This is a genomic window from Achromobacter deleyi (assembly GCF_902859705.1).
Classification (GTDB): domain Bacteria; phylum Pseudomonadota; class Gammaproteobacteria; order Burkholderiales; family Burkholderiaceae_B; genus Achromobacter; species Achromobacter deleyi.
In genome coordinates this window covers 244817-264165 of the sequence record NZ_CADIJO010000007.1, presented here as the reverse complement: position 1 = coordinate 264165, position 19349 = coordinate 244817, and the positions used below count along the sequence as shown (strand labels likewise).

Here is a 19349-nt window from a genome sequence, read left to right as displayed (position 1 = left end):
CCCTGGAGATCATCATTCCGTTTTCCTGGAGACTTCCCGACGTGTTCGTGCGCTCGCCCGACGGTGTCTTGCACCGGGTGGTGCGCCATGCCACGACCACGGAAACCATCGCCAAACTCGAGAGCATTCCCAGCAATTACCACCTGGATTGCGAATGCATGCTCGATAACGGCGAGGCCCTGTCCTGGATCGGCGAGAACCTCTATCGCCAGGTCAACGGCGGCACGATCTTCACCGCCGAACCTGGCGCCGCGCCGCCGCCCGCCGATGCGCGCAAAAGCGCCAAGGCCCGAAACACCCTGCGGGACGCCTGCCGCCCCGCCGCCGCGCACAAACCTCCCATTGCGCGGCAAAGCGTCGTACCATCAGCTGTAGCAAGTCTAAAAACCGGCAACGATTGGAGCCTGATACGCGCCTGGCGCGAGCACCTGAACATCAGCACCGCTGACATGGCCGCTCGACTGGGCGTTGATCACTCCATTTACATCGAATTGGAAAGGCCCCGCCCGCGGCCGCGCCAGATCATCCTGGACCGCATTTCGGAAGCATTGGGCGTGTCACCCGACCAACTCGATGATTCATCGTTAGGAGGGCACTTTCATTGACGCCAGGCCAGGGTTGTCATGACCTGTTCGCCTGGCTTGATGAAACTGTTCGAGCAACTTTGGCGCCGCGTGAAAGACGGCCCGCGCATCGGAGGTATTTCAAATGCTCGGAACCGCAAGACGATTGACCGACGTCCTGGCCACTGCCCCGGACGGCACGCTATACCGCATCGAGCGCTTCGTGTCGGACCCGGACGCCTATTCGGCGCTGGGCACGTCCCGCTTCGATCCCAAGACGCACTGCGTCTGCCGCACCAGTTCAGGCGAAAAGGTCTCGTGGCTGGGCGGGCAGGTCTATCAACTGATCAAGAACGGCACCTGCCTGACGGCGGTCGATCGACGACGCGGCTGATGCCCGCAAGCCCTACCCGCCCCGGGCGCGCCCGCCCGACTTCCCCGTGAAACGGGCCACGACGAAATCCACGAACGTCGTGAGCTTGGGTAGCGCCTGCCTGTCTTTTGCGTACAGCAACGTGATCGGCCGGGCGGCGGGCCAATGGGGCCGCAGGATCGGCGTCAGCCTGCCCGCGCGCACGTCGTCGGCCAACAGGATTTCCGGTTGCAGCACGATGCCGAAGCCAGCCAGGGCGGCCTGGCGCAGCGCCTGGCCGTTGTTGGAAATGAAGCGGCTGGTCGGCGGATAGTCGGCATCGCCCCCCATGCCGTCGGCCAGGCGCCAGCCCGTGCGGCGGCCCCAATAGGAAAAGTCCAGGCATTGGTGGCGCGCCAGGTCGGCGGGCGTATCCGGGGTGCCATGGCGCGCCAGGTAGGCCGGTGCGGCGCAGATGATCATCTGGTAGCTGCCGATGCGCCGCGCCACCAGGCCGGAGTCTTGCGGTTCACCAATGCGCACGGCCAGGTCGTAGCGCGAGGCCACCATGTCCTCGACGACATCACTCAATGCCAGCTCGACGCTCACATCCGGATAAAGGTCCAGGTAGTCGGCCACGGCCGGCGCCAGGGCCACCGACCCGAATGACACCGTCGACGTGATCCGCAGCGTGCCGCGCGGCGCGACGCGCAGCGCTTCGGCGCCCTGCTCCGCATCGCGGATGTCGGCCAGGATGGCCTTGCTGCGCGCGTAGTAGGCCTGGCCCGCCTCGGTCAGGCTCTGGCGGCGGGTGGTGCGGTTCATCAGGCGCAGGCCCAGCCGCGCCTCGAGCGCCTTGATGTGCTTGGCCGCCATGGCGGGCGACATCTCGTGGCGGGCGGCAGCAGCCGTCAGGCTGCCCAGCTCGACCACCGCCACGAAGATCTCCATGCTGAGCAGACGATCCATGAATTACGCACCCTGAGTGTGAAGTGTTCCAACCATTCCTGGATTTTTCCATAGGAATGCAACCGGCAGAATGCTTTCATGCGCTGGCGGACCGTCCGCTGCGCCCCATTCACGGCTTATCAGGAAACCCTCATGAAAATCGTCCTTATCGGCGCCAGCGGCACCATCGGCCGCGCGGTCGCCCAAGAACTCGGCCAGCGCCACGAGATCATCACCGTGGGCAAGACCCAGGGCCAATACCAGGTGGACATCACCCGCAGCGACAGCATCCGCGCCTTGTTCGAACGGGTGGGTAAAGTGGACGCCATCGTCTCCACCGCCGGCGCCCTGCACTTCGGCCCGCTGGCGGAAATGACCGCTGAACAATTCAAGATCGGCCTGCACGACAAGCTGCTGGGCCAGGTCGACCTGGCCTTGATCGGCCAGCACTACCTGAACCAGGGCGGCTCGATCACGTTGACCAGCGGCATCGTCAGCGACGAACCGATCCGCTTCGGCGCCAACGCGTCGGCGGTCAACTCGGCCATTGATGGTTTTGTGCGCGGTGCGGCGGTCGAACTGGCGGGCGCACGCATCAACTCGGTGAGCCCCACGGTGCTGCAGGAGTCCTGGGAAGGTTACGGACCCTACTTCCCGGGCTTCGAAGCCGCCCCCGCCAAGCGGGTGGCGCTGGCGTACAGCCGCAGCGTCGAAGGCGCCCAGACGGGCCAGACGTACCGGGTCTGGTAAGACGACGCGCGTCGTTCGACCAAACAAAACGGCCTGACGGAAAACCGTCAGGCCGTTCGAATAAGGTGGCGCGCCCGGCAGGATTCGAACCTACGACCCCCTGGTTCGTAGCCAGGTACTCTATCCAGCTGAGCTACGGGCGCGCTAAAGAGGCGTGTTTATAACATGAAGCAGGAAGGGTCCGCAAATCAGCCGGGCCCTGACCTGCGACGGGCGTCGGCATGCGGGGTTGCGCCACATGGCGTTGCGCCACATCAAATGGCGCGCGGGCACGCCGCAGTACGCTGGACTGAACGGCACGCACGCCTTCACCCAGCGACTGACATGGCCAAGAAATTTCCACTGCATCCCAAACACCCCGAGCGCGTCTGCTGGGGTTGCGACCGCTACTGCGCGACCGACGCCTTGGCCTGTGGCAATGGCTCGGACCGCACCATGCATCCCGCCGAACTATTGGGCGACGATTGGTACACCGTCGGAAACTGGGGCCTGGATGACAGCGAAGAAGAGACCGTGGCGCAAACCCGCGCAGCTTGATGGGTTATCGCGGGATGGGTTATTGCTGGCTGGGTTATTGCTGCATTGATCGCACTTAACACGCAAAACCAACACATAAAACTACCGCGCAAAACAAAAAGGCCTTCGATTCGAGATCAAAGGCCTTTCCATTTTTTACTGCGTTTTTTACTACTTTCTTTGCGGTTTTTTGGCGCGCCCGGCAGGATTCGAACCTACGACCCCCTGGTTCGTAGCCAGGTACTCTATCCAGCTGAGCTACGGGCGCGTGAAAAAGCAAGCCTTGAATCATAGCGTTGTTTCGCAAAGCGTGCAAGTCGGGGGCGGATGACAGCGACAGACGGCGCCGCTTTGACTCCCCACGCAGGCGGATCCGAATCGCCAACCGGCAGTGGCGCCAGATCAGGCGACGCGCCCCGCCAGACTCGTCACCCCTGCAGCGGCACGCCCAGCATGCGCAAGTACGCATCGGCAACGCCATCCGCGAAATCCGTGGCATCCGGCAGCTTGGCCAGGATGGCATCGTCCGTCGCACAGTGCACGCCCGCGTAGATCAACAGCGCCGTCATGCGGGGATTGTCGAGCTTCCAGGCGCCGGCCTGCATGCCAGCCTGCAGAATGCCGATCAGTTGCCGGATCACGGCGTTTTCGGTGTGGCCTTCGCGCGCATGGTGATGGGTATGCGTGAAGACAATGTCGTGCACCCGATAGGTGCGCAGATACGTCGCCACGTTGGCGTGGATCCAGGCGCGCAGCCGCCCCACCCAGTCGTTGTCGGCGCAAGCGCCGATGGCCTCATCCAGCGCCTGCACGAACTGGCCGACATAACGCTCGGCCAGCGCGGCCAGCATTTCCTGCTTGGACGGGAAATAGACGTAGAACGTGCCCTTGGCGACCCCGGCCGCTTCCGTGATCTCGCTGATGGTGGTGGCATCCACGCCCTTTTCCAGGAACAGTGCTTCGGCCGCGCCCATCAGTTCTTCCAGCCGCACTTCCGGCGGCTTGGTGCGGGACGGCGCCGCCTTGCGCGCCGGTTCGGCTGCGGAATTGTCGGTCATTGCTTTCACTCGGGTTTCACCAATTCCACCAGTCTAAGGGAAATCTGCGCGGCGCTCCCCGGCGTACAGCTTGCTGACAGCAGAACGTCACATCGATAGAACCTTGCGTCTCTAGCCTAGCGGCCGTTAACGATGCCGGCTGTCATCCGGCGATCCCGTGGCGCAATGACAGGGCGCCGCCCTCTCCGCAAGGTCTACAACCATGTCTGAAAAAGAAAAGAGCGCGAACGCGCAGGCTGCCGCGACGCCGACGGCCGCTGACCCCGTGGGCGCCGATTCGCCTGTCCGCGCCACCCGCCGGGGCTTCCTGACCGGCATCGCCGCGCTCGGCGCCAGCGCCGCCACCCTGGGCGCGCTGGCCGGGTGTTCCAGCGATAGCGATGACGACAACAACGGCACCACGACGCCGCCGCCTCCCGCCACGCCGCCCGCCGCGCCCGACGTCACTGCGCTGTTGCGCAAGAACGTCAAGACGGTGGTCGTGATCTTTGCCGAGAACCGCAGCTTCAACAACCTGTTCGCCAATTTCCCCGGCGTGGAAAAGCCGCTGTCCGCGCTGACCGCCGCCGACTACACGCAGAACGACCGCGACGGCACGCCGCTGTCGGTGCTGCCGCCCGTGTGGGGCGGCATGGTGCCGACCTCGCAACAGGCCAACCACGTCACCTACCAGGTCGACCAGGCCGCGCCCTACATGAACAACCTGGCCAACGCGCCGTTCGACCTGCGCGGACCGCAGGGCGAGCCGCTGCCGCAAGGCGTGGTCACGCGCGACCTCTGGCACGTGTTCTACCAGAACCAGATGCAGATCAACGGCGGCAAGAACGACCGCTTCGTCGCCTGGGCCGACTCGGGTGCGCTCGTCATGGGCCACTACAGCGATTCCGCCTACAACCTGCGCCTGTGGAAGCTGGCCCAGGAATTCGTGCTGTGCGACAACTTCTTCCAGGGCGCGTTCGGCGGTTCGTTCCTGAACCACCAGTACCTGGTGGCTGGTCGCCCACCGTTCTACCCCAACGCCACGACCTCGCCGGCCAGCACCCAGATCGCACAGCTGCAAAGCAGCGACCCGACTGACCCGCGCCTGCAGCCCAAGCCCACCTCGCCCGCCAGCGCGCTCACCGGCATTCCGCAGTTCGGCGCCAGCGCGCTGACCCCGGACGGCTACGGCGTCAACACCATGGCCCCGCCCTACTGGCCGTCCTTCTCGCGCGATGCCACGCACCCCGAGCTGGCCGACGCCACCAGCCCGCAGACCATGGTGCCGCAGGATCACAACAACATCGGCGACCTGATGACCGCCAAGGGCCTGGACTGGGCCTGGTACGCGGGCGGCTGGCAAGCGGCGGTCGACTCGACCGCCAACACCGGCTTTCCGTCGTCGCCCAACTTCCAGGCGCACCACCAGCCGTTCAACTACTTCAAGACCACCGGCCCCGGCACCGCGGCGCGCTCATCGCACCTGCGCGACGGCGGCCTGGGCGACCTGTCGTCGACCAACAAGTTCCTGGCCGACGCCGAAGCCGGCAAGCTGCCCCCGCTGACGTTCTACAAGCCGCAAGGCAACCTGAACATGCACGCGGGCTACGCCGATGTGGACTCGGGCGACCGCCACATCGCCCACATCGTCGACAGCCTGCGCAAGAGCGCGCAATGGCAGAACATGGTGGTCGTCATCACCGTCGACGAGAACGGCGGCTGGTGGGATCACGTGGCGCCGCCCCAGGGCGACCGCTGGGGCCCCGGCACGCGCATTCCGGCCATCGTCGTGTCGCCCTTCGCCAAGAAGGGCACCGTGGATCACACCATCTACGACACCGGCTCGATCCTGCGCCTGGCCACCCGCCTGTTCGACCTGCCCACGCTTGACGGCCTGAAGGCCCGCGACGACGCCATGAAGGCACGCGGCCAACAGCCCATGGGCGACCTGACCAACGCGCTGACGTTCAGCGCGTAAAGGCCCCTCCGCCCGCGGACGACGCCCATTGCGTCGCCCGCGGGCGCACCGCCACGCGTCGCCGGCCGCCGCATGCGAGAATTCGCCATCCCCCCTTGGATGGCTCCCCCTTGAAACACCTGCTCGCCGGCCTGGACAGACTGGATGATTTCGACGAAATCATCGACGTGCGCTCGCCGCTGGAATTCGCCGACGACCACATCCCCGGCGCGATGAATGCGCCGGTGTTCAGCAACGACGAACGCGCCCGCGTGGGCACGCTGTACCGCCAATCGCCGTTCGACGCGACCCGCCTGGGGGCTGCGCTGGCCGCGCGCAACATCGCCGCCCACCTGGACACCACCTTTGCCGATCGCCCGCAAGGCTGGCGCCCGCTGATCTACTGCTGGCGCGGCGGCAAGCGGTCGGGTTCGATGACGGTGATGTTCAACATGATCGGCTGGCGTGCGCGGCAGCTCGATGGCGGCTACAAGACCTATCGGCGCGCCACGCTCGACCTACTGGACACCTTGCCGCCCACGCTGCGCCTCATCGTGCTGACGGGCCCCACCGGCAGCGGCAAGACGCGGCTGCTGGATGCCTTGGCGCAAGCCGGCGCGCAAACGCTGGACCTGGAAGCGCTGGCGGCGCACCGCGGCTCGTTGCTCGGCGCCTGGCCCGGCATGGCGCAGCCCACGCAAAAGGGCTTCGACACCCATCTGGCCGCCCGCCTGCGTCAGCTGGATCCCACCCGGCCCGTGTTCGTCGAAGCCGAAAGCCGCAAGATCGGCGCGGTGGCGCTGCCGGCCGCACTGTTGGCCGCCATGCATCAGGGCGCCTGCATCGCGGTCACCGCCAGCGGCGCAGACCGTGCGGCCTTTCTGCAACAGGACTACGCCCAGCTGTTCGCCCATCCCGATTGGTTCAAATCCCAGCTGCAACGCCTGGTGGGCCTGCACAGCCGCGACACCATTGCGGCATGGCACCGCATGATCGACGAAGGCCGCCGCACCGACCTCGCGCGCGAGCTGATCGAGCGTCACTACGACCCCACCTACGCGCGCAGCAGCCACGCCCATTTCGCGCAGCTTGCGCAGGCCCTGCCGTGGGTCTTCCGGCCCAATGACGCCGACGTCGTGGCGCAGGCACGCGCCCTGCTGGACACGCTGGGCTGAACGCGCCGCAGGGTGGCGGACGAGGCTTCGTGCAGGCATCGAATCGCCGTCACGGGTTTGAGAATTTTCTGGTTTTCAGTCGCTTACCAGTCCTGCAAATCAATGCGGCGCTTTTGAGAATCGTCCTGTTTTTTAGTGTCCTGCCGCAACGCAACATGAAGGCTACCGCTACGTCATCGCCTTTGTCCGAGACGTGCCAGTACGCTTGAACGACGCGGGGGTTCTCCGACCAGGTCCTGTTTGATGTGTATGGGTGCGCCAAAGCCAAGGGCCAAGGAGCCCTTCATGCGCACCCCTCTGAACCCCATCATGCTCGGCCTGCTGGCCGCCACGCTGCCCGTTCTTCCCGCCGCGACCTCAGCCGCGGACCTGGGCCAGGTCATCGTCAATGACGCCACCGGCAGCACCCAGCTCACGCTGAACAACGGCGACACCGTCACCCATGCCGGCACCGGCGCCGCCATCGACGTTTCCGTGGCCGGCAACGCCGTGCGCGGCGATGGCGTGACCATCAGCGCCGGCTCGGCTTCCGCCCGGGCCACCCTGGGCGTGCGCGCCAGCGCGGGCGGCAGCGTCACCTTGACCGGCAGCACGGTCAAGACGCTGGGCGACGGCCAGGGCGCCCATGGCCTGGCCGCCATCGGCGCCGGCAGCCTGATCACCGCCGGGCAAACCGATGTGTCCACGCTGGGCTCGTATTCCCATGGCGTCTACGCGCAGAACGGCGGCCGCGTCGACCTGGACGGCGGCAGCGTCACCACGTCGGGCAGCGGCAGCAGCGCCCTGCGTGCCGAAGGCGCCAACGCCGTCATCACCGCCAAGGACGTCACCGTCGCCACATCGCTGTACAACGCGGGCGGCGCCTACGTCGACAGCGGCGGCCGCGTCGCGATGGAAGGCGGCACCATCACCGTCACCGGCAATCTTGCGCCGGGTGTGAACGTGAATGGCCAGAATTCCCTCGTGACCTTGCGCGGCACCGTGGTCAACGCGGCCAACGGCGCAGGCGCCAGCGTACAAGGCGGGCGCTTCGAAATGGACGGCGGCAGCATCACGTCAAGCGGCGCCGCGGTCATGCTCAGCTCGGGCACCGGCCCCGCCGCCGTTGCCGACATCCGCAACGCCACGCTGACGTCCACCGGCGACGTCAGCTACGGCATCAACATCAATGCCAAGGACACGTCTGCCACCGTGGACAATGTCTCCATCTCGGCGCTGGGCTACCTGGGCACCGGCGTGTGGCTGCCGTCCACCGGCACGGCCTTCACCGCCACGCGCTTCGACATCGCGTCGTCGCACGTGGGCATCGACAACCGCGCCGGCGTGGTCACGCTGACCGACGGCACGGTCAAGACCCTGGGCAACAACGCCCATGGCCTGTATGTCTCGCGCGAATACGGCAGCTCGGCCACCATCCAGGCCACCCGGGTCGACATCGACACCCAGGGCGACGGCGCAGTCGGCGCGCTGGCCCGCGTGGGCGGCGCCGCCGTCACCCTGGAAGACGTCAACATCACCACCCGCGGCGCCAGCGCCTACGGCCTGTTTGCCAGCGGCACCGGCGCCAGCCTGTCGGCGCGCAACACCGTCGTCAACACATCCGGCGCCAACGCCTCCGGCCTGTCGATGAGCAACCGCGCCGCGGTCACGCTGGACAACACCCGATTCACGATGCAAGGCGCAGGCGCCAACGGCATCTGGAGCTACCTGACCGGGTCCGGGCTGAGCAACAGCGTCGTCCTGCGCAATGGCAGCCAGATCAGCACCCAGGACGGCGTGGGCCTGCTTGCCTCGGGCGGCGGCCATACCTTCCTGGTGTCGGATTCCAACATCACGACGCGCACGGGCGGCGATATCGATAGCGGCGTGTTGCTGCATTCGCGCTCGGTCACCGTGACCAGCGGCGGCGTGTCGACCGTGATCGAAAGCGAACAGGTCAGCCTGGACGCCTCCAACGCCGTGCTGACTGGCGACGTGCTGGCCGACAGCGGCACCGTGGACGTATCGCTCAAGAACGGCTCGACCCTGACCGGCGCCCTGGTGCAGCGCGGCCCCGGCCGCATCAACAGCCTGACGCTGGACAGCGCCAGCGCGTGGACCGTGCGCAATGATTCCAGCCTGGGCACGCTGAACAACGGCGGCACCGTCGCCTTTGCGGCGCCGGCGGGCGGCACGGGTTTCAAGACGCTGACGGTCAACAACTACATCGGCGGCGGCACCCTGGTGCTGAACACGCAGTTGGGTGACGATGCCTCGCCCACCGACAAGCTCGTCATCGATGGCGGCACCACGTCGGGCAACACGTCGCTGCGTATCGTCAACGCGGGCGGCAACGGCGGCCAGACCGAATACGGCATCCGGGTCGTCGAGACCGTCAACGGCGGCACCACCACCGCGGACGCGTTCCGCCTGGACAGCGGGTCCACCGGCTACCGCGCCAGCGCCGCCACCGTGTCACTCAATGGCTACGACTACAGCCTGGTGCGCGGCGGCAATGGCGGCGTGGCGCCCGACTGGTACCTGACGTCCGACTACACGCCGCCCACGGCGCCGCCGGGTCCCACGGACCCGACCGACCCGATCGACCCCGGCACGCCCGCCCCGCCCATTGCGCCGCCCGATCCGGTGCTGCCCGGCAATGGCGTCAAGAACGTATCGCCTGAAAGCGGCGCCTATGCCGGCAACCGCCTGGCCAGCACGCGCCTGTTCACGCACAGCCTGCACGACCGTGTGCCGGCCTATGCCGATGGCGACACGACGGCCGCGACCGGCCGTGGCCTGTGGGCCCGGGTGCAGGGCCGCCACGACAGCGGCTTGCGCATGTCCGAAGGCCGCGTCGATGTCGATACCGACAGCGCCATGGTGCAGCTGGGCGGCGACGTGATCAAGGCGGCCGTCGGCCAGGACGGCGCCGCCTACGCGGGCCTGATGGGCGGCTACGGCGATGCACGCTCGCGCGCCGTGTCCACGCTGATGCTGCCCGGCACGACCGCGCAGACCCGCGCCCGCGCACGCGGCAAGGTCTCCGGCTACGCCGTGGGCATTTACGGCACCTACTATGAAAACGATCTCACCCGCCTGGGCGCCTATGCCGACACCTGGCTGCAGTATGGCCGCTACACCAACCAGATCAGCAGCGAACTGGGGTCCGTCCGCTACCGCTCAAACGTCTGGAGCGCTTCGCTCGAAACCGGCTACGCGCTCCAGCCTTTCGCGGGCGGCACGGCGTTGGACGCCCTGGTGATCGAACCGAATGCGCAGGTGATCTACACCCGCTACGACGCCAAGGACGCCACGCTGCAAGGCACCCGCATGCGTAGCGACGGCGACAACGCCTGGAATTCCCGCGTGGGCGTGCGCGTGTATCCGCGCGCCGCGCCCCAGGCCGACAAGCCGGCGGTGCGCCCGTTCCTCGAGACCAATTGGCTGCATAACGGCGGCAACCCCAAGGTGCGCATGGGCGAGAACACGCTGGCGGCCCTGCCCGCCCGCAACGCGCTGGAACTGAAGCTGGGCGCGGAAGGCCGCATCGGCAAGCAGGTGCAGGTGTCCGGCCACGTGTTCGGCCAGGCCGGCAACCACGACCAGCGTGGCTACGGCGGCATGCTCAATGTCAGCTACCGCTGGTAGGCGCCAGGGTGACGCTGGCCGGGGTCATACCTCGGCCAGCGCTTTGCCCAGCGCCGCCGTCAGGGTAGCCAGGCCCATGCGGGTGGCGTCATTCAGTCCACCCGCCGCCAGTTGGTCTTCGGCATGTTGCGTCAGTTGCTGCAGATCGCGCGCCTGCACCGCCGCGAAGCCGCCCCGCATGCGGTGCAGCACTTTGCGCAGGTCCGGCGCATCGCTCGCGGCCAGCGCGCGCTCGAGCCGCGCCAGGTCCTGGCCCATGGTCTGCAGGAAGACCTCGCGGTACTTCGCGGGTATCGCCGGCACGGCCGGCGCCGTGGGCAAGGAAGCGGCCGGCGACTGACTGCTGTCGGCCAGGCTTGCCCGGGCCGCGTCGGCCCCGCCTCGATAGACCCGCAACTGATGCCACAACAGGCTCAACTTGATCGGCTTGACCAGCCAGTGGTTCATGCCCGCCGCCTTGCAGCGGGTCTCTTCGTCTTTCAGGGCATTGGCCGTCACGCCGATGATGGGCACCGCCGCGTCCAGTGCGCGCAAGGCGCCCGCCAGCTCGTAGCCGTTCATTCGGGGCATGTTCACGTCGGTCAACACCACATCAAAGGGCGCGATGTGCCACTGTGCCAGGGCCTCGGCGCCGTCGGGCGCCACCGTCACCTGACAACCCAGCTGCTCGAGCTGGTCTCGCATGGTGACCTGGTTGATCGGATTGTCTTCGGCGACCAGCACCCGCAGATTCAGGGGCGCATAGCGCACCACGGCCGCTTCGCGGGCGATGGCGGCGTCGCCGGCCGCGCACCGCGCGACCGCGAAGCCGATGCTGAACAGGTCGTGCCGGTCTGCCTGGTAAAGCGTTTCGGCCAACGCATCGCCGCCCCCGGCCGACACCACCGGCCCGGGCCACGGCATGACGGCCATCACGTCACCGGCGATATGCACGTCGACCAGCACGCCGTCGTGCGCGTCGTCGCGAGGCGCGTCCACCGGCGCCAGGCACGCGGACGCGCCCCAGTGCGTCAGCCACAGGCAGATGTTCTCGCTCAGTTCCTTGCGCGAGCTGCGCACATAGGCACGCACGCCGGTCAGTTGCGGCGCGGGCGCCGGCCGCGCCTCGGCCACGTCCAGGTCGATGGCCAACGAAAAACTGCTGCCCAGGCCAAGTTCGCTGGTGACCTGGATGCTGCTGTCCATCAGTTCGGCCAGGCGGGCGCAGATCGACAAGCCGATGCCGGCGCCGCGCACCAGATGCGAGCCGCTGTCGATCTGGTAGAACGGCTCGAACAGGCGGACCTGGTTTTCCGCGCTGATGCCCACGCCGCTATCGACCACCTGCATGTGCAGCCGCACCCGGCCGCCCGGCAGGTCTTCGGCCCGCAGCCGCATCACCACATGGCCCGAATCGGTGAACTTGATCGCGTTGTTGACCAGGTTGTTCAGGATCTGCCTGACGCGCCCGCCGTCGCCCATGAGACTGGCCGGCACCGCCGTATCGACGCAGCTATAGATCACCAGCCCCTTCTGCTCGGCCATGCTGGCATACGAGGCCACGCAGGCCTGCACCAGCTCGCGCGGATCGAAACGGTCCATTTCCAGGGCCAGCTGGCCCGATTCGATCTTGGTGATGTCCAGGATGTCGCTGATCAACTGCTGCAGGATCACCGACGAATCCTGGATGCGGTCCACGTGGCGGCGCTGCGCGTCGTCCAGCTGCGTCAGGGACAGCACTTCCAGCGTGCCCAGCACGCCGTACAGCGGCGTGCGGATTTCATGGCTCATCGTGGCCAGGAAGGTCGACTTGGCCTCGTTGGCGCGGTCGGCCTGCTGCTTGGCCTGCGCCAGGGTGTGTTCCATTTCGGCGCGGGCGCTGATATCGGCAAACGCGCACAGCACGACGTCCTGCTTCTTGTAGCGCGTGGGCGCGAAGGCCACGAACAGCGGCCGGTCTTCATGCGTGCGAAAGGTTTCGATCGTGCCCGGCCCCGTGGCGCCCAGCACCTGGCGCAGCAGCTTGTCGGCGTCCGGCGAATCGTGCAGCTGTTCGCCCACGCCGATGCCCAGCCATTGCGCCGCCAGCGCATTGCCGAACACCACCCGCCCCTCGGGACGCGACAGCACGCACAATGCGACCGGCGCAGTATCCAGCACCGTGCGGCTGAATTCCTCGCTTTCGACCATGTCCAGGTGCGCCAGCTCGGCGGGCTGGATCACGCGCCGGTTGTACCAGAACAGATAGCCGGCGCCCGCAGCCAGGCCCACGCCGAACATCAGCAGCACCGCCACCGGCAGCCACATGTTGGCCCGAAAGAAGCCGCCATAGCCTACGCGGTAGTAGGCGGTCCAGGTTGCGGTGCGGTCCGCGATGCGCAGGATCAGGCCTTGCGAGGTGACATGAAACCCGGCTTTCGCCACGGGCGGCGGCGGACCGTCGCCGATCAGCACCGTGCCGTCCTGGTGCTGCAGCCAGAACTGGTCGTACAGCGGCACATTCAACACCTGCTCGGCCACGCTGACGCGGCTGCGATTGAGCAAAGACACGGCATAGACGTTGCGCCGCTGGGTCGCCGAGCCGTCCCTGGCATTGAGCGGCAGCATCACCGGCAGCATGGCGATCATGGTGTTGGGCAGTTCCGGGTCGCGCAGCCAGGTCACATTGGCGCCGTCGCCAATGGCGCGATCGTCCGGATCGGTGCCGCCCGATGCCGCCTGCACAGCGTCCACCACCGACAGGAAGGCCGAGCGCGTCAGGGGCTCGTAGCCCGAGACGGCCGAGATCGCCGGCACGCTCAGGCTCAGCTGCTGGCCCGGCGAAATGACGAACAGCGGCGCCGCCGGATACACCGACGCCGCCCAGCGGGTGGAATAGAAATCCGACATATAGCCGCCGATGCCGGTGAACACGCCCTTGACCACCGGACAGGCATCCGGGCTTTGGCACAGCAGCGAAAAAGGCATGGCCGCGATCGCATGCTGGCCATCGAAGAATTCCCATGACGCCCGCTCGAAGCCGGAGGTCTCGCTGACCGGGGTCGCGGACACCAGCCGGTGGCCGTCGGGATTCTGGCCCTGCGCATGCAGGCCCTGCAAGATGGCTTCATGGGCGCGGATATAGCCCGTCAGGATCGAGAAGTCGATCCGCAGCTTTTCCTCTTCCTGCTGCAGGATGCGCTGCCCGCCCCAATACAGCACGCCCCCCAGCACCAGCAGCAGCGGCAACACGCCGAACAGCGCAATATTGAGCCGGCGCGACACGCGTATGACCTTGATGAGCGGCGTATCCAGTTTCATGGGCAGCCTTGCCTAATAGGGTATCGCCTGCGGCAGCCCCGGTACGTGCGCCGCCTCGTGGCCGGGTTCATGGGCCAGCAGGGCATTGAATGCCGCCAGGTCGACCGCCGCCGAGATCAGGAAGCCCTGCACGCAATCGCAGCCGATGCGGCGCAGGAATTGCAGGTCTTCGAGCGTTTCCACGCCTTCCGCCGTGACCTGCAGGCCCAGTTGGCGGCCCAGTTGCACGGCCGACACCAACGCGGCCGCGCGGACCTCGTCGCCCGCGGCGCCATGGACAAAGGCGCGGTCTATCTTCAGCTCGGTGAATGGGGTCGAGATCAGGCTGTACATCGAACTATATCCCTTGCCGAAGTCGTCTTGCGACAGGCCGAAACCCTTCAACCGCAAGCGGCTGGCGCCCATATAGTAGTTGCCGGGCGTCACGGTCATGTCGTCCTCGAGAAGCTCGAATGTTACGTCTTCGGCCGGGATGCCGCTATGGGTGACCTGCTCGTACAGTTCGTCCGGCAACTGCGGCCGGTCCAGCAGGCTGACCGGCAGATTCACCGACACCGGAATGCGATGCCCAAGGCGACGCCAGGCGCGGCAGGCCGCCAGGCTGTCCTCGAGCATGCGCATCAGCAGCTCCAGGTCCAGCCCATAGTCGCGCACGGTGCGCAGGAACGATCCGGGCATCATCAGCCCCAGCCCGCGGTGCTGCCAGCGCACCAGCGCCTCGGCCCCGACGATGGCGCCCGTGGCCAACGATTTCTTGGGCTGGAACCAGGCCTGGATGCTGCCGTCGCGCAGGGCGGCCACCACGCTCTGGCGGTCGAGCAGGCTGCTGGCGTCGTCCTCATCGCCTGGCGGGGTGGGCGCCGCTTCAAGCGGGCGGTGCCGCAGGCGGTCTGCCAGGCCGGCGATCTGCTCGCGCGTCACGGGCTTGACGAACGCCCCCAGCATCGCAAAACCGTTTTCCTTGGCCATCAGGCCGATGCTGTTGGCGATCCGGCGCGAGCACGCCGTGGCAATCGCCAGGATCGGCCGCAGGTTCAGGCGGGCCAGTTCGTGGATGAACTGGGCCCCGTCCATCCCGGGCATGCTCACGTCCATCACCACCAGGTGATAGCCCTCGTCGCGTATCCGCACCAGCGCGTCCGACGCGCTCTCCAGCGTATCCACGCGGCCAAAGCCGGCTTCTTGCAGCAAGTCTTTCAACTGCATGCACTGCAAGGCATGATCGTCCAGGACCAGCACTTTGTAATCGGACAGCCTGTTCACTTCAATTCCTTTGCGATGCCATGCAAGGTTTGCGCCAATGCCATGAACGGCAGCGGCTTGGACAACACCTGGGTCATGCCCGCCGCCAGCGCACGCTGGGCGACTTCGGCCGCCGAACTCGACGTCAGGCCGATGAGGGGGCCGGCATAGCCGCCGGCCCGCAACGACCGCGCCAGTTCAAAGCCATTGACAATGGGCATGTTCAGATCGGTCAGCACCAGGTCAAAGCGCTCGGCGTCCCAGCGCCGCAGCGCCTCGCCGCCATCGGACGCCAGCGTGACCGTGCAGCCCAGGTGTTCCAGTTGTTCCTGCAGAATCAGCTGGTTGATGGCGTTGTCTTCAGCCACCAGCACCCGCAGCCCCAGATGCCGCGGCCGGGCGCCATCCTGATCCTGCTCGCCGCTTTCCTCGCCATCCTGCGCCATCCGCACCGCGCGGCAGATGCTGGCCGGATTGAAGGCGCTGGCCAGGCCCAGGCGGCCCGTCGAGGCCAGGAACGCATCCTGACTCGCCCCCGGCGCGGACACGCGCACCCGCGGCTGGCGCCAGCGCGGCTCCGCTGCGGCGGGCGGCCAGGCCTGTACCAGCACGGCGCCCGCCAGGTCGGCCGCATCCGCCTGCTTGCGGTAGGGCAACGCGATCGCGCCGCAGGCATTCAGCCAGCTGCACACATTGGCCACCACCTCGGGCACCGCCCCATCCACATAGACCGCGCGTGGCTGCAGCACGACCGGCACGGCGGCCGGAGCATCGCCCGTTGCCGTCGGCAGCGTCAGGCAGAACGAAATGCTGGTGCCCAGCCCTTCCTCGCTGATCACCGACAAGGTGCCGCCCATCAGGTCCGACAGGCGTCGGCATATCGTCAAGCCCAGGCCCGTGCCGGTGACATCGCCGTCCTGCCCTGCCGGCGCCCGGAAATACGGTTCGAACAGCCGTGCGCGATGGCTCTCGCGGATGCCCGGCCCGGTGTCGGCCACCTGAAAGCGCAGCCGCACGCGCCCTGGCCCGTCGGGTTCGGCGCGGGCGCGCAGCACCACCCGGCCCGACTCGGTGAACTTGATGGCATTGCTGACCAGGTTGTTCAGGATCTGCAGGATGCGGATCGCGTCGCCCATTGTGGCCAGCGGCATGCCGACGTCGGTGATGGCGTACAGGTCCAGCCCCTTGGCCTGCGCCCGGGCCAGGTAATTGGCCACCACCTGCTCGGCCACGTCTGCCGGCGAGAACGCGCCGATCTCAAGCTCTTCCCGCCCCGCTTCGATGCGCGACAGATCCAGCGTGCCGTTGATGGTGCGCAGCAAGGTCGACGACGATTGCTGGATGGTCCGCAGGTATTGCTCCTGCTGGCCGGACAAGCCGGTCAACGCCAGCAGTTCCAGCGTGCCCAGGATGCCGTACAGCGGCGTGCGGATCTCGTGGCTGATGGTGGCAAAGAACATGGCCTTGGACTCGCTGGCCTGGTCGGTGGCCAGCTTGGCGCTGCGCAGGGCGCGTTCCACCCCCTTCTGCGCCGTGATGTCGCTGATGCCGCACAGCACCACGTCTTCGGACTGGTACGTGGTGGCGGCAAACGTCAGATAGGCGCTGCGGCCGTCGGCCAGCGCGTATTCCTTGCCGCCGGTCTCGGCGCCGGCCTGGCGCAGCGTGTCACGCCACTGGTCCTGCTCGCCCAGCCACTGACGCGCGGCGGCGTTGGACAGCAGCAAGGCCCCGTCCGCGCGCCGCAACAGGCACAGGCCCACGGGCGCCACTTCGACGATCTTCTGGTTCAGCGCCACGCTGTCCACCAAGGCCTCGTACTGGCGCAAGGCGGGCCTGACCAGCCGGTTCCTGATATGGCGCACCGCCAGCAGCACGATGGCGATCAGCAGCGCCGCCACGCCGCCCGCCGTCCAGAACGAGCGCGCGCCGTCTTCCAGCAGATCGCTGATCGGCACGTAATAGGCCAGCCGCCAGCCCGCCTCGCCCACCGACTTCACCAGCACCAGCGTCTGCGGCCACCAGCCGTCGCCCTGCAACCGGAAGGCATCCTGCGACCGATGCGCGGCCGTCTCCTCCACGCCCGCCGGTAGGTTGCCGCTGTGCAACGCCATCACGCCATTGCCGTCGTACAACGCATAGCTGGCGCCGCCGCTGGCGCACTCTGCCTGGCCGACCACTGCGCCCAGGCCCCCGACCTCCAATCCGACCCACGTGCCCTCGACGCCGTCGATATCCACGGGCGTATACAGGAACAGCCGGTTGGCCGGGTCCATCGGCGGGCGCAGCCAGACGATAGGTGTGCGGCCGTCCCGCCCGGGTGCAGTGGCATGTTGGTGCAGCGCCTGCGCCAGCCATCGAAAGATCTCGCCCGTCAGCGGCGGCCCGTCGTGCGCCGCTTCGTCTTGCGCCGACAGGTGCCTGGCCATCGGATCTGCCGGCGATACGTACACGACGTGCGCCTGCAAGCGCGCCACATCCGCGCGGTCGCGCGGCGTCAGGATCAGCGCCCATTCATAGCCCCCATTCGTCTCGATGAGCGGGTCGACGCTGATCTGCCCCGTCTCGCCAAACGTGCGCGGCGTGCGCGACACCGGCATGCGATCGGTATTGCGCACCGCCGATGCCGCCACGGACCGCAGCAGCGCTTCACGCTGGTCGAAATACAGCTGCGCGTTGTACGCGCCGGCATTCATCCGGCGGCGGTATTTCGAGACTTCCCCCGTGAACGACCAATAGGCGTACAGCGCCGTTCCCACCAGAATGCAGGCCGTCAGGGCGACGGCGAACAGGTGAAGAAGAAGCATGGGCAAACCAGGGGCCGCCGCCGTCAATGCTTCCCGCATGCGGGGCTTTACGATCATGAATCGATCATAAAATTCGGCGTTGGCGGCAGGGTTGAGAATATTCTCAAAGGCGGTGCGTCCTGCCAGGCTTGCTACCGAAAGGACTGCGTGAACCCGCAAGGTTTCATCGTCCTACTTGTGGCAACCTGACGCACCAAGAGTCGATCGCGACGATACACTTTTCGCACCGACTCCCGAACAGGCCCGCATCTTGCTCCGTCCCCCGCTTCGTACGATCCACACGCTCGACACCACGCCCCAACGGGTCACGCCAAGCGCACTCCCTACCCGCCTTTCGGCGTACCTGCCCGCCACTCACGAAGTCGCGGCAGAAAACACCGGTGCCCAGGCGCGTAGGTCTGCTTTCCAAGCAGCCCGCAAAATTGGGGTCCCGGATGCACTCGTTCGCGAGCAACTCAATCTGATGGACGGCATCCGCCGGGCACGCGGCCTTCCCCGGCCCACCCTCAGCTATCACGCCACCGATGTGCCCGACATTTTCATCGGCATGGCACTCGAAGCGCGCGTTCCCGTCGATGCCGCAACCGCTTTCGCGATGAACGTCGAACTCGCTGCCCAAATGCAGCGGCAAGGCATCGATCCCCATCCTCGTTTCGCGGTGCTGTTCAGCAGGTTCGAAGCATGAGTTGCTCACCCCGGCAACTGCTCGCAGCGGCTTCGTCTATCGGTATCAAGGGCAATACGGAAGCGCTACATCGCGCCACGGCGAGCCGCGCGTACTATGCCGCCTATCACGCAGCAAAGGCCTACCACGATCGTCTGGCCTCGCCGGGCAGTGTCGCGTATGCGAAGGGGGGCATGCACGAAATGCTGCATACCCAATTGCGCTATCCCACTGTCACCGATGCAAAAGCAAAAGCCGAAAGCCGCGCTTTAGGAAATCTATTGATGGCGGTTTACGCCCTGCGTGTCAACGCGGACTACAAGCCAGAGCAGGATTTCTTGGCCATGGCTGGCTTGGCTGCTCTTGAAAAGGCCAGCACCATCATTGAAGCGATCAATCAATTGCACGCATAGTCTCGCATCGGTAAGC

At 66.8% G+C, this 19349-nt stretch carries 14 protein-coding genes and 2 tRNA genes; 9 read left to right on the top strand and 7 right to left on the bottom strand.

The window, feature by feature from the left end; all coding sequences use genetic code 11:
- Positions 1–2: 2 nt before the first annotated feature.
- Together HV798_RS13330 and HV798_RS13325 are read left to right on the top strand one after the other, a co-directional pair.
- Positions 3–605, top strand: coding sequence for a helix-turn-helix domain-containing protein (locus tag HV798_RS13330; RefSeq protein WP_175192869.1), 603 nt, complete (start codon positions 3–5; stop codon positions 603–605).
- Between the two features lie 103 nt (positions 606–708).
- Positions 709–957, top strand: coding sequence for a hypothetical protein (locus tag HV798_RS13325; RefSeq protein ID WP_025137969.1), 249 nt, complete (start codon positions 709–711; stop codon positions 955–957).
- Positions 958–969: 12 nt separating this feature from the next.
- Here the strand turns inward: HV798_RS13325 and HV798_RS13320 are convergent, their stop codons facing one another.
- Positions 970–1884, bottom strand: a complete 915-nt coding sequence (locus tag HV798_RS13320; protein ID WP_175192711.1) for a LysR family transcriptional regulator — start codon at positions 1882–1884, stop codon at positions 970–972.
- A gap of 132 nt (positions 1885–2016) precedes the next feature.
- Here HV798_RS13320 and HV798_RS13315 point away from each other — a divergent pair, with 132 nt between their 5' ends.
- Positions 2017–2613, top strand: a complete 597-nt coding sequence (locus tag HV798_RS13315; RefSeq protein WP_175192712.1) for a short chain dehydrogenase — start codon at positions 2017–2019, stop codon at positions 2611–2613.
- A 66-nt stretch (positions 2614–2679) separates the two neighbouring features.
- On the opposite strand, the gene HV798_RS13310 is transcribed toward HV798_RS13315, so the two are convergent.
- Positions 2680–2756, bottom strand: a tRNA-Arg gene (locus HV798_RS13310).
- A gap of 181 nt (positions 2757–2937) precedes the next feature.
- Here HV798_RS13310 and HV798_RS13305 point away from each other — a divergent pair.
- A complete protein-coding gene (locus HV798_RS13305) occupies positions 2938–3150 on the top strand; it encodes a DUF3079 domain-containing protein (protein WP_025137973.1) in 213 nt (70 codons plus the stop codon).
- Between the two features lie 170 nt (positions 3151–3320).
- Here HV798_RS13305 and HV798_RS13300 read toward each other — a convergent pair.
- Together HV798_RS13300 and HV798_RS13295 are read right to left on the bottom strand one after the other, a co-directional pair.
- Positions 3321–3397: transfer RNA gene (locus HV798_RS13300), tRNA-Arg, on the bottom strand.
- 160 nt (positions 3398–3557) lie between these two features.
- Positions 3558–4187 (bottom strand): TetR/AcrR family transcriptional regulator, encoded by a 630-nt coding sequence (locus tag HV798_RS13295; RefSeq protein WP_175192713.1) that lies wholly within the window; start codon positions 4185–4187, stop codon positions 3558–3560.
- Between the two features lie 202 nt (positions 4188–4389).
- Here HV798_RS13295 and acpA point away from each other — a divergent pair, with 202 nt between their 5' ends.
- The 3 genes from acpA to HV798_RS13280 all read left to right on the top strand — a co-directional run bounded on the left by acpA (position 4390) and on the right by HV798_RS13280 (position 10928).
- On the top strand, positions 4390–6144 hold the full coding sequence (gene acpA, locus HV798_RS13290) for an acid phosphatase (RefSeq protein ID WP_175192714.1): 1755 nt from the start codon (positions 4390–4392) through the stop codon (positions 6142–6144).
- A gap of 110 nt (positions 6145–6254) precedes the next feature.
- A complete protein-coding gene (gene mnmH, locus HV798_RS13285) occupies positions 6255–7298 on the top strand; it encodes a tRNA 2-selenouridine(34) synthase MnmH (RefSeq protein WP_175192715.1) in 1044 nt (347 codons plus the stop codon).
- A gap of 285 nt (positions 7299–7583) precedes the next feature.
- Entirely contained in the window at positions 7584–10928 is a 3345-nt protein-coding gene (locus HV798_RS13280) for an autotransporter outer membrane beta-barrel domain-containing protein (protein WP_175192716.1), read from the top strand.
- A gap of 24 nt (positions 10929–10952) precedes the next feature.
- Here the strand turns inward: HV798_RS13280 and HV798_RS13275 are convergent, their stop codons facing one another.
- From HV798_RS13275 to HV798_RS13265, 3 genes are read right to left on the bottom strand one after another with little or no spacing between them, the layout of a single operon-like run.
- Entirely contained in the window at positions 10953–14207 is a 3255-nt protein-coding gene (locus HV798_RS13275; protein WP_175216455.1) for a hybrid sensor histidine kinase/response regulator, read from the bottom strand.
- A 12-nt stretch (positions 14208–14219) separates the two neighbouring features.
- On the bottom strand, positions 14220–15413 hold the full coding sequence (locus HV798_RS13270) for an EAL domain-containing response regulator (protein ID WP_425486145.1): 1194 nt from the start codon (positions 15411–15413) through the stop codon (positions 14220–14222).
- A 53-nt stretch (positions 15414–15466) separates the two neighbouring features.
- On the bottom strand, positions 15467–18256 hold the full coding sequence (locus HV798_RS13265; protein ID WP_175192719.1) for an ATP-binding protein: 2790 nt from the start codon (positions 18254–18256) through the stop codon (positions 15467–15469).
- A gap of 463 nt (positions 18257–18719) precedes the next feature.
- Between HV798_RS13265 and HV798_RS13260 the strand changes: the two genes are divergently transcribed.
- Positions 18720–18941, top strand: a complete 222-nt coding sequence (locus HV798_RS13260) for a hypothetical protein (protein WP_175192720.1) — start codon at positions 18720–18722, stop codon at positions 18939–18941.
- Positions 18938–19333, top strand: a complete 396-nt coding sequence (locus tag HV798_RS13255) for a hypothetical protein (protein WP_175192721.1) — start codon at positions 18938–18940, stop codon at positions 19331–19333. The genes HV798_RS13260 and HV798_RS13255 overlap by 4 nt, the downstream gene beginning before the upstream one ends.
- Positions 19334–19349 lie beyond the last annotated feature (16 nt).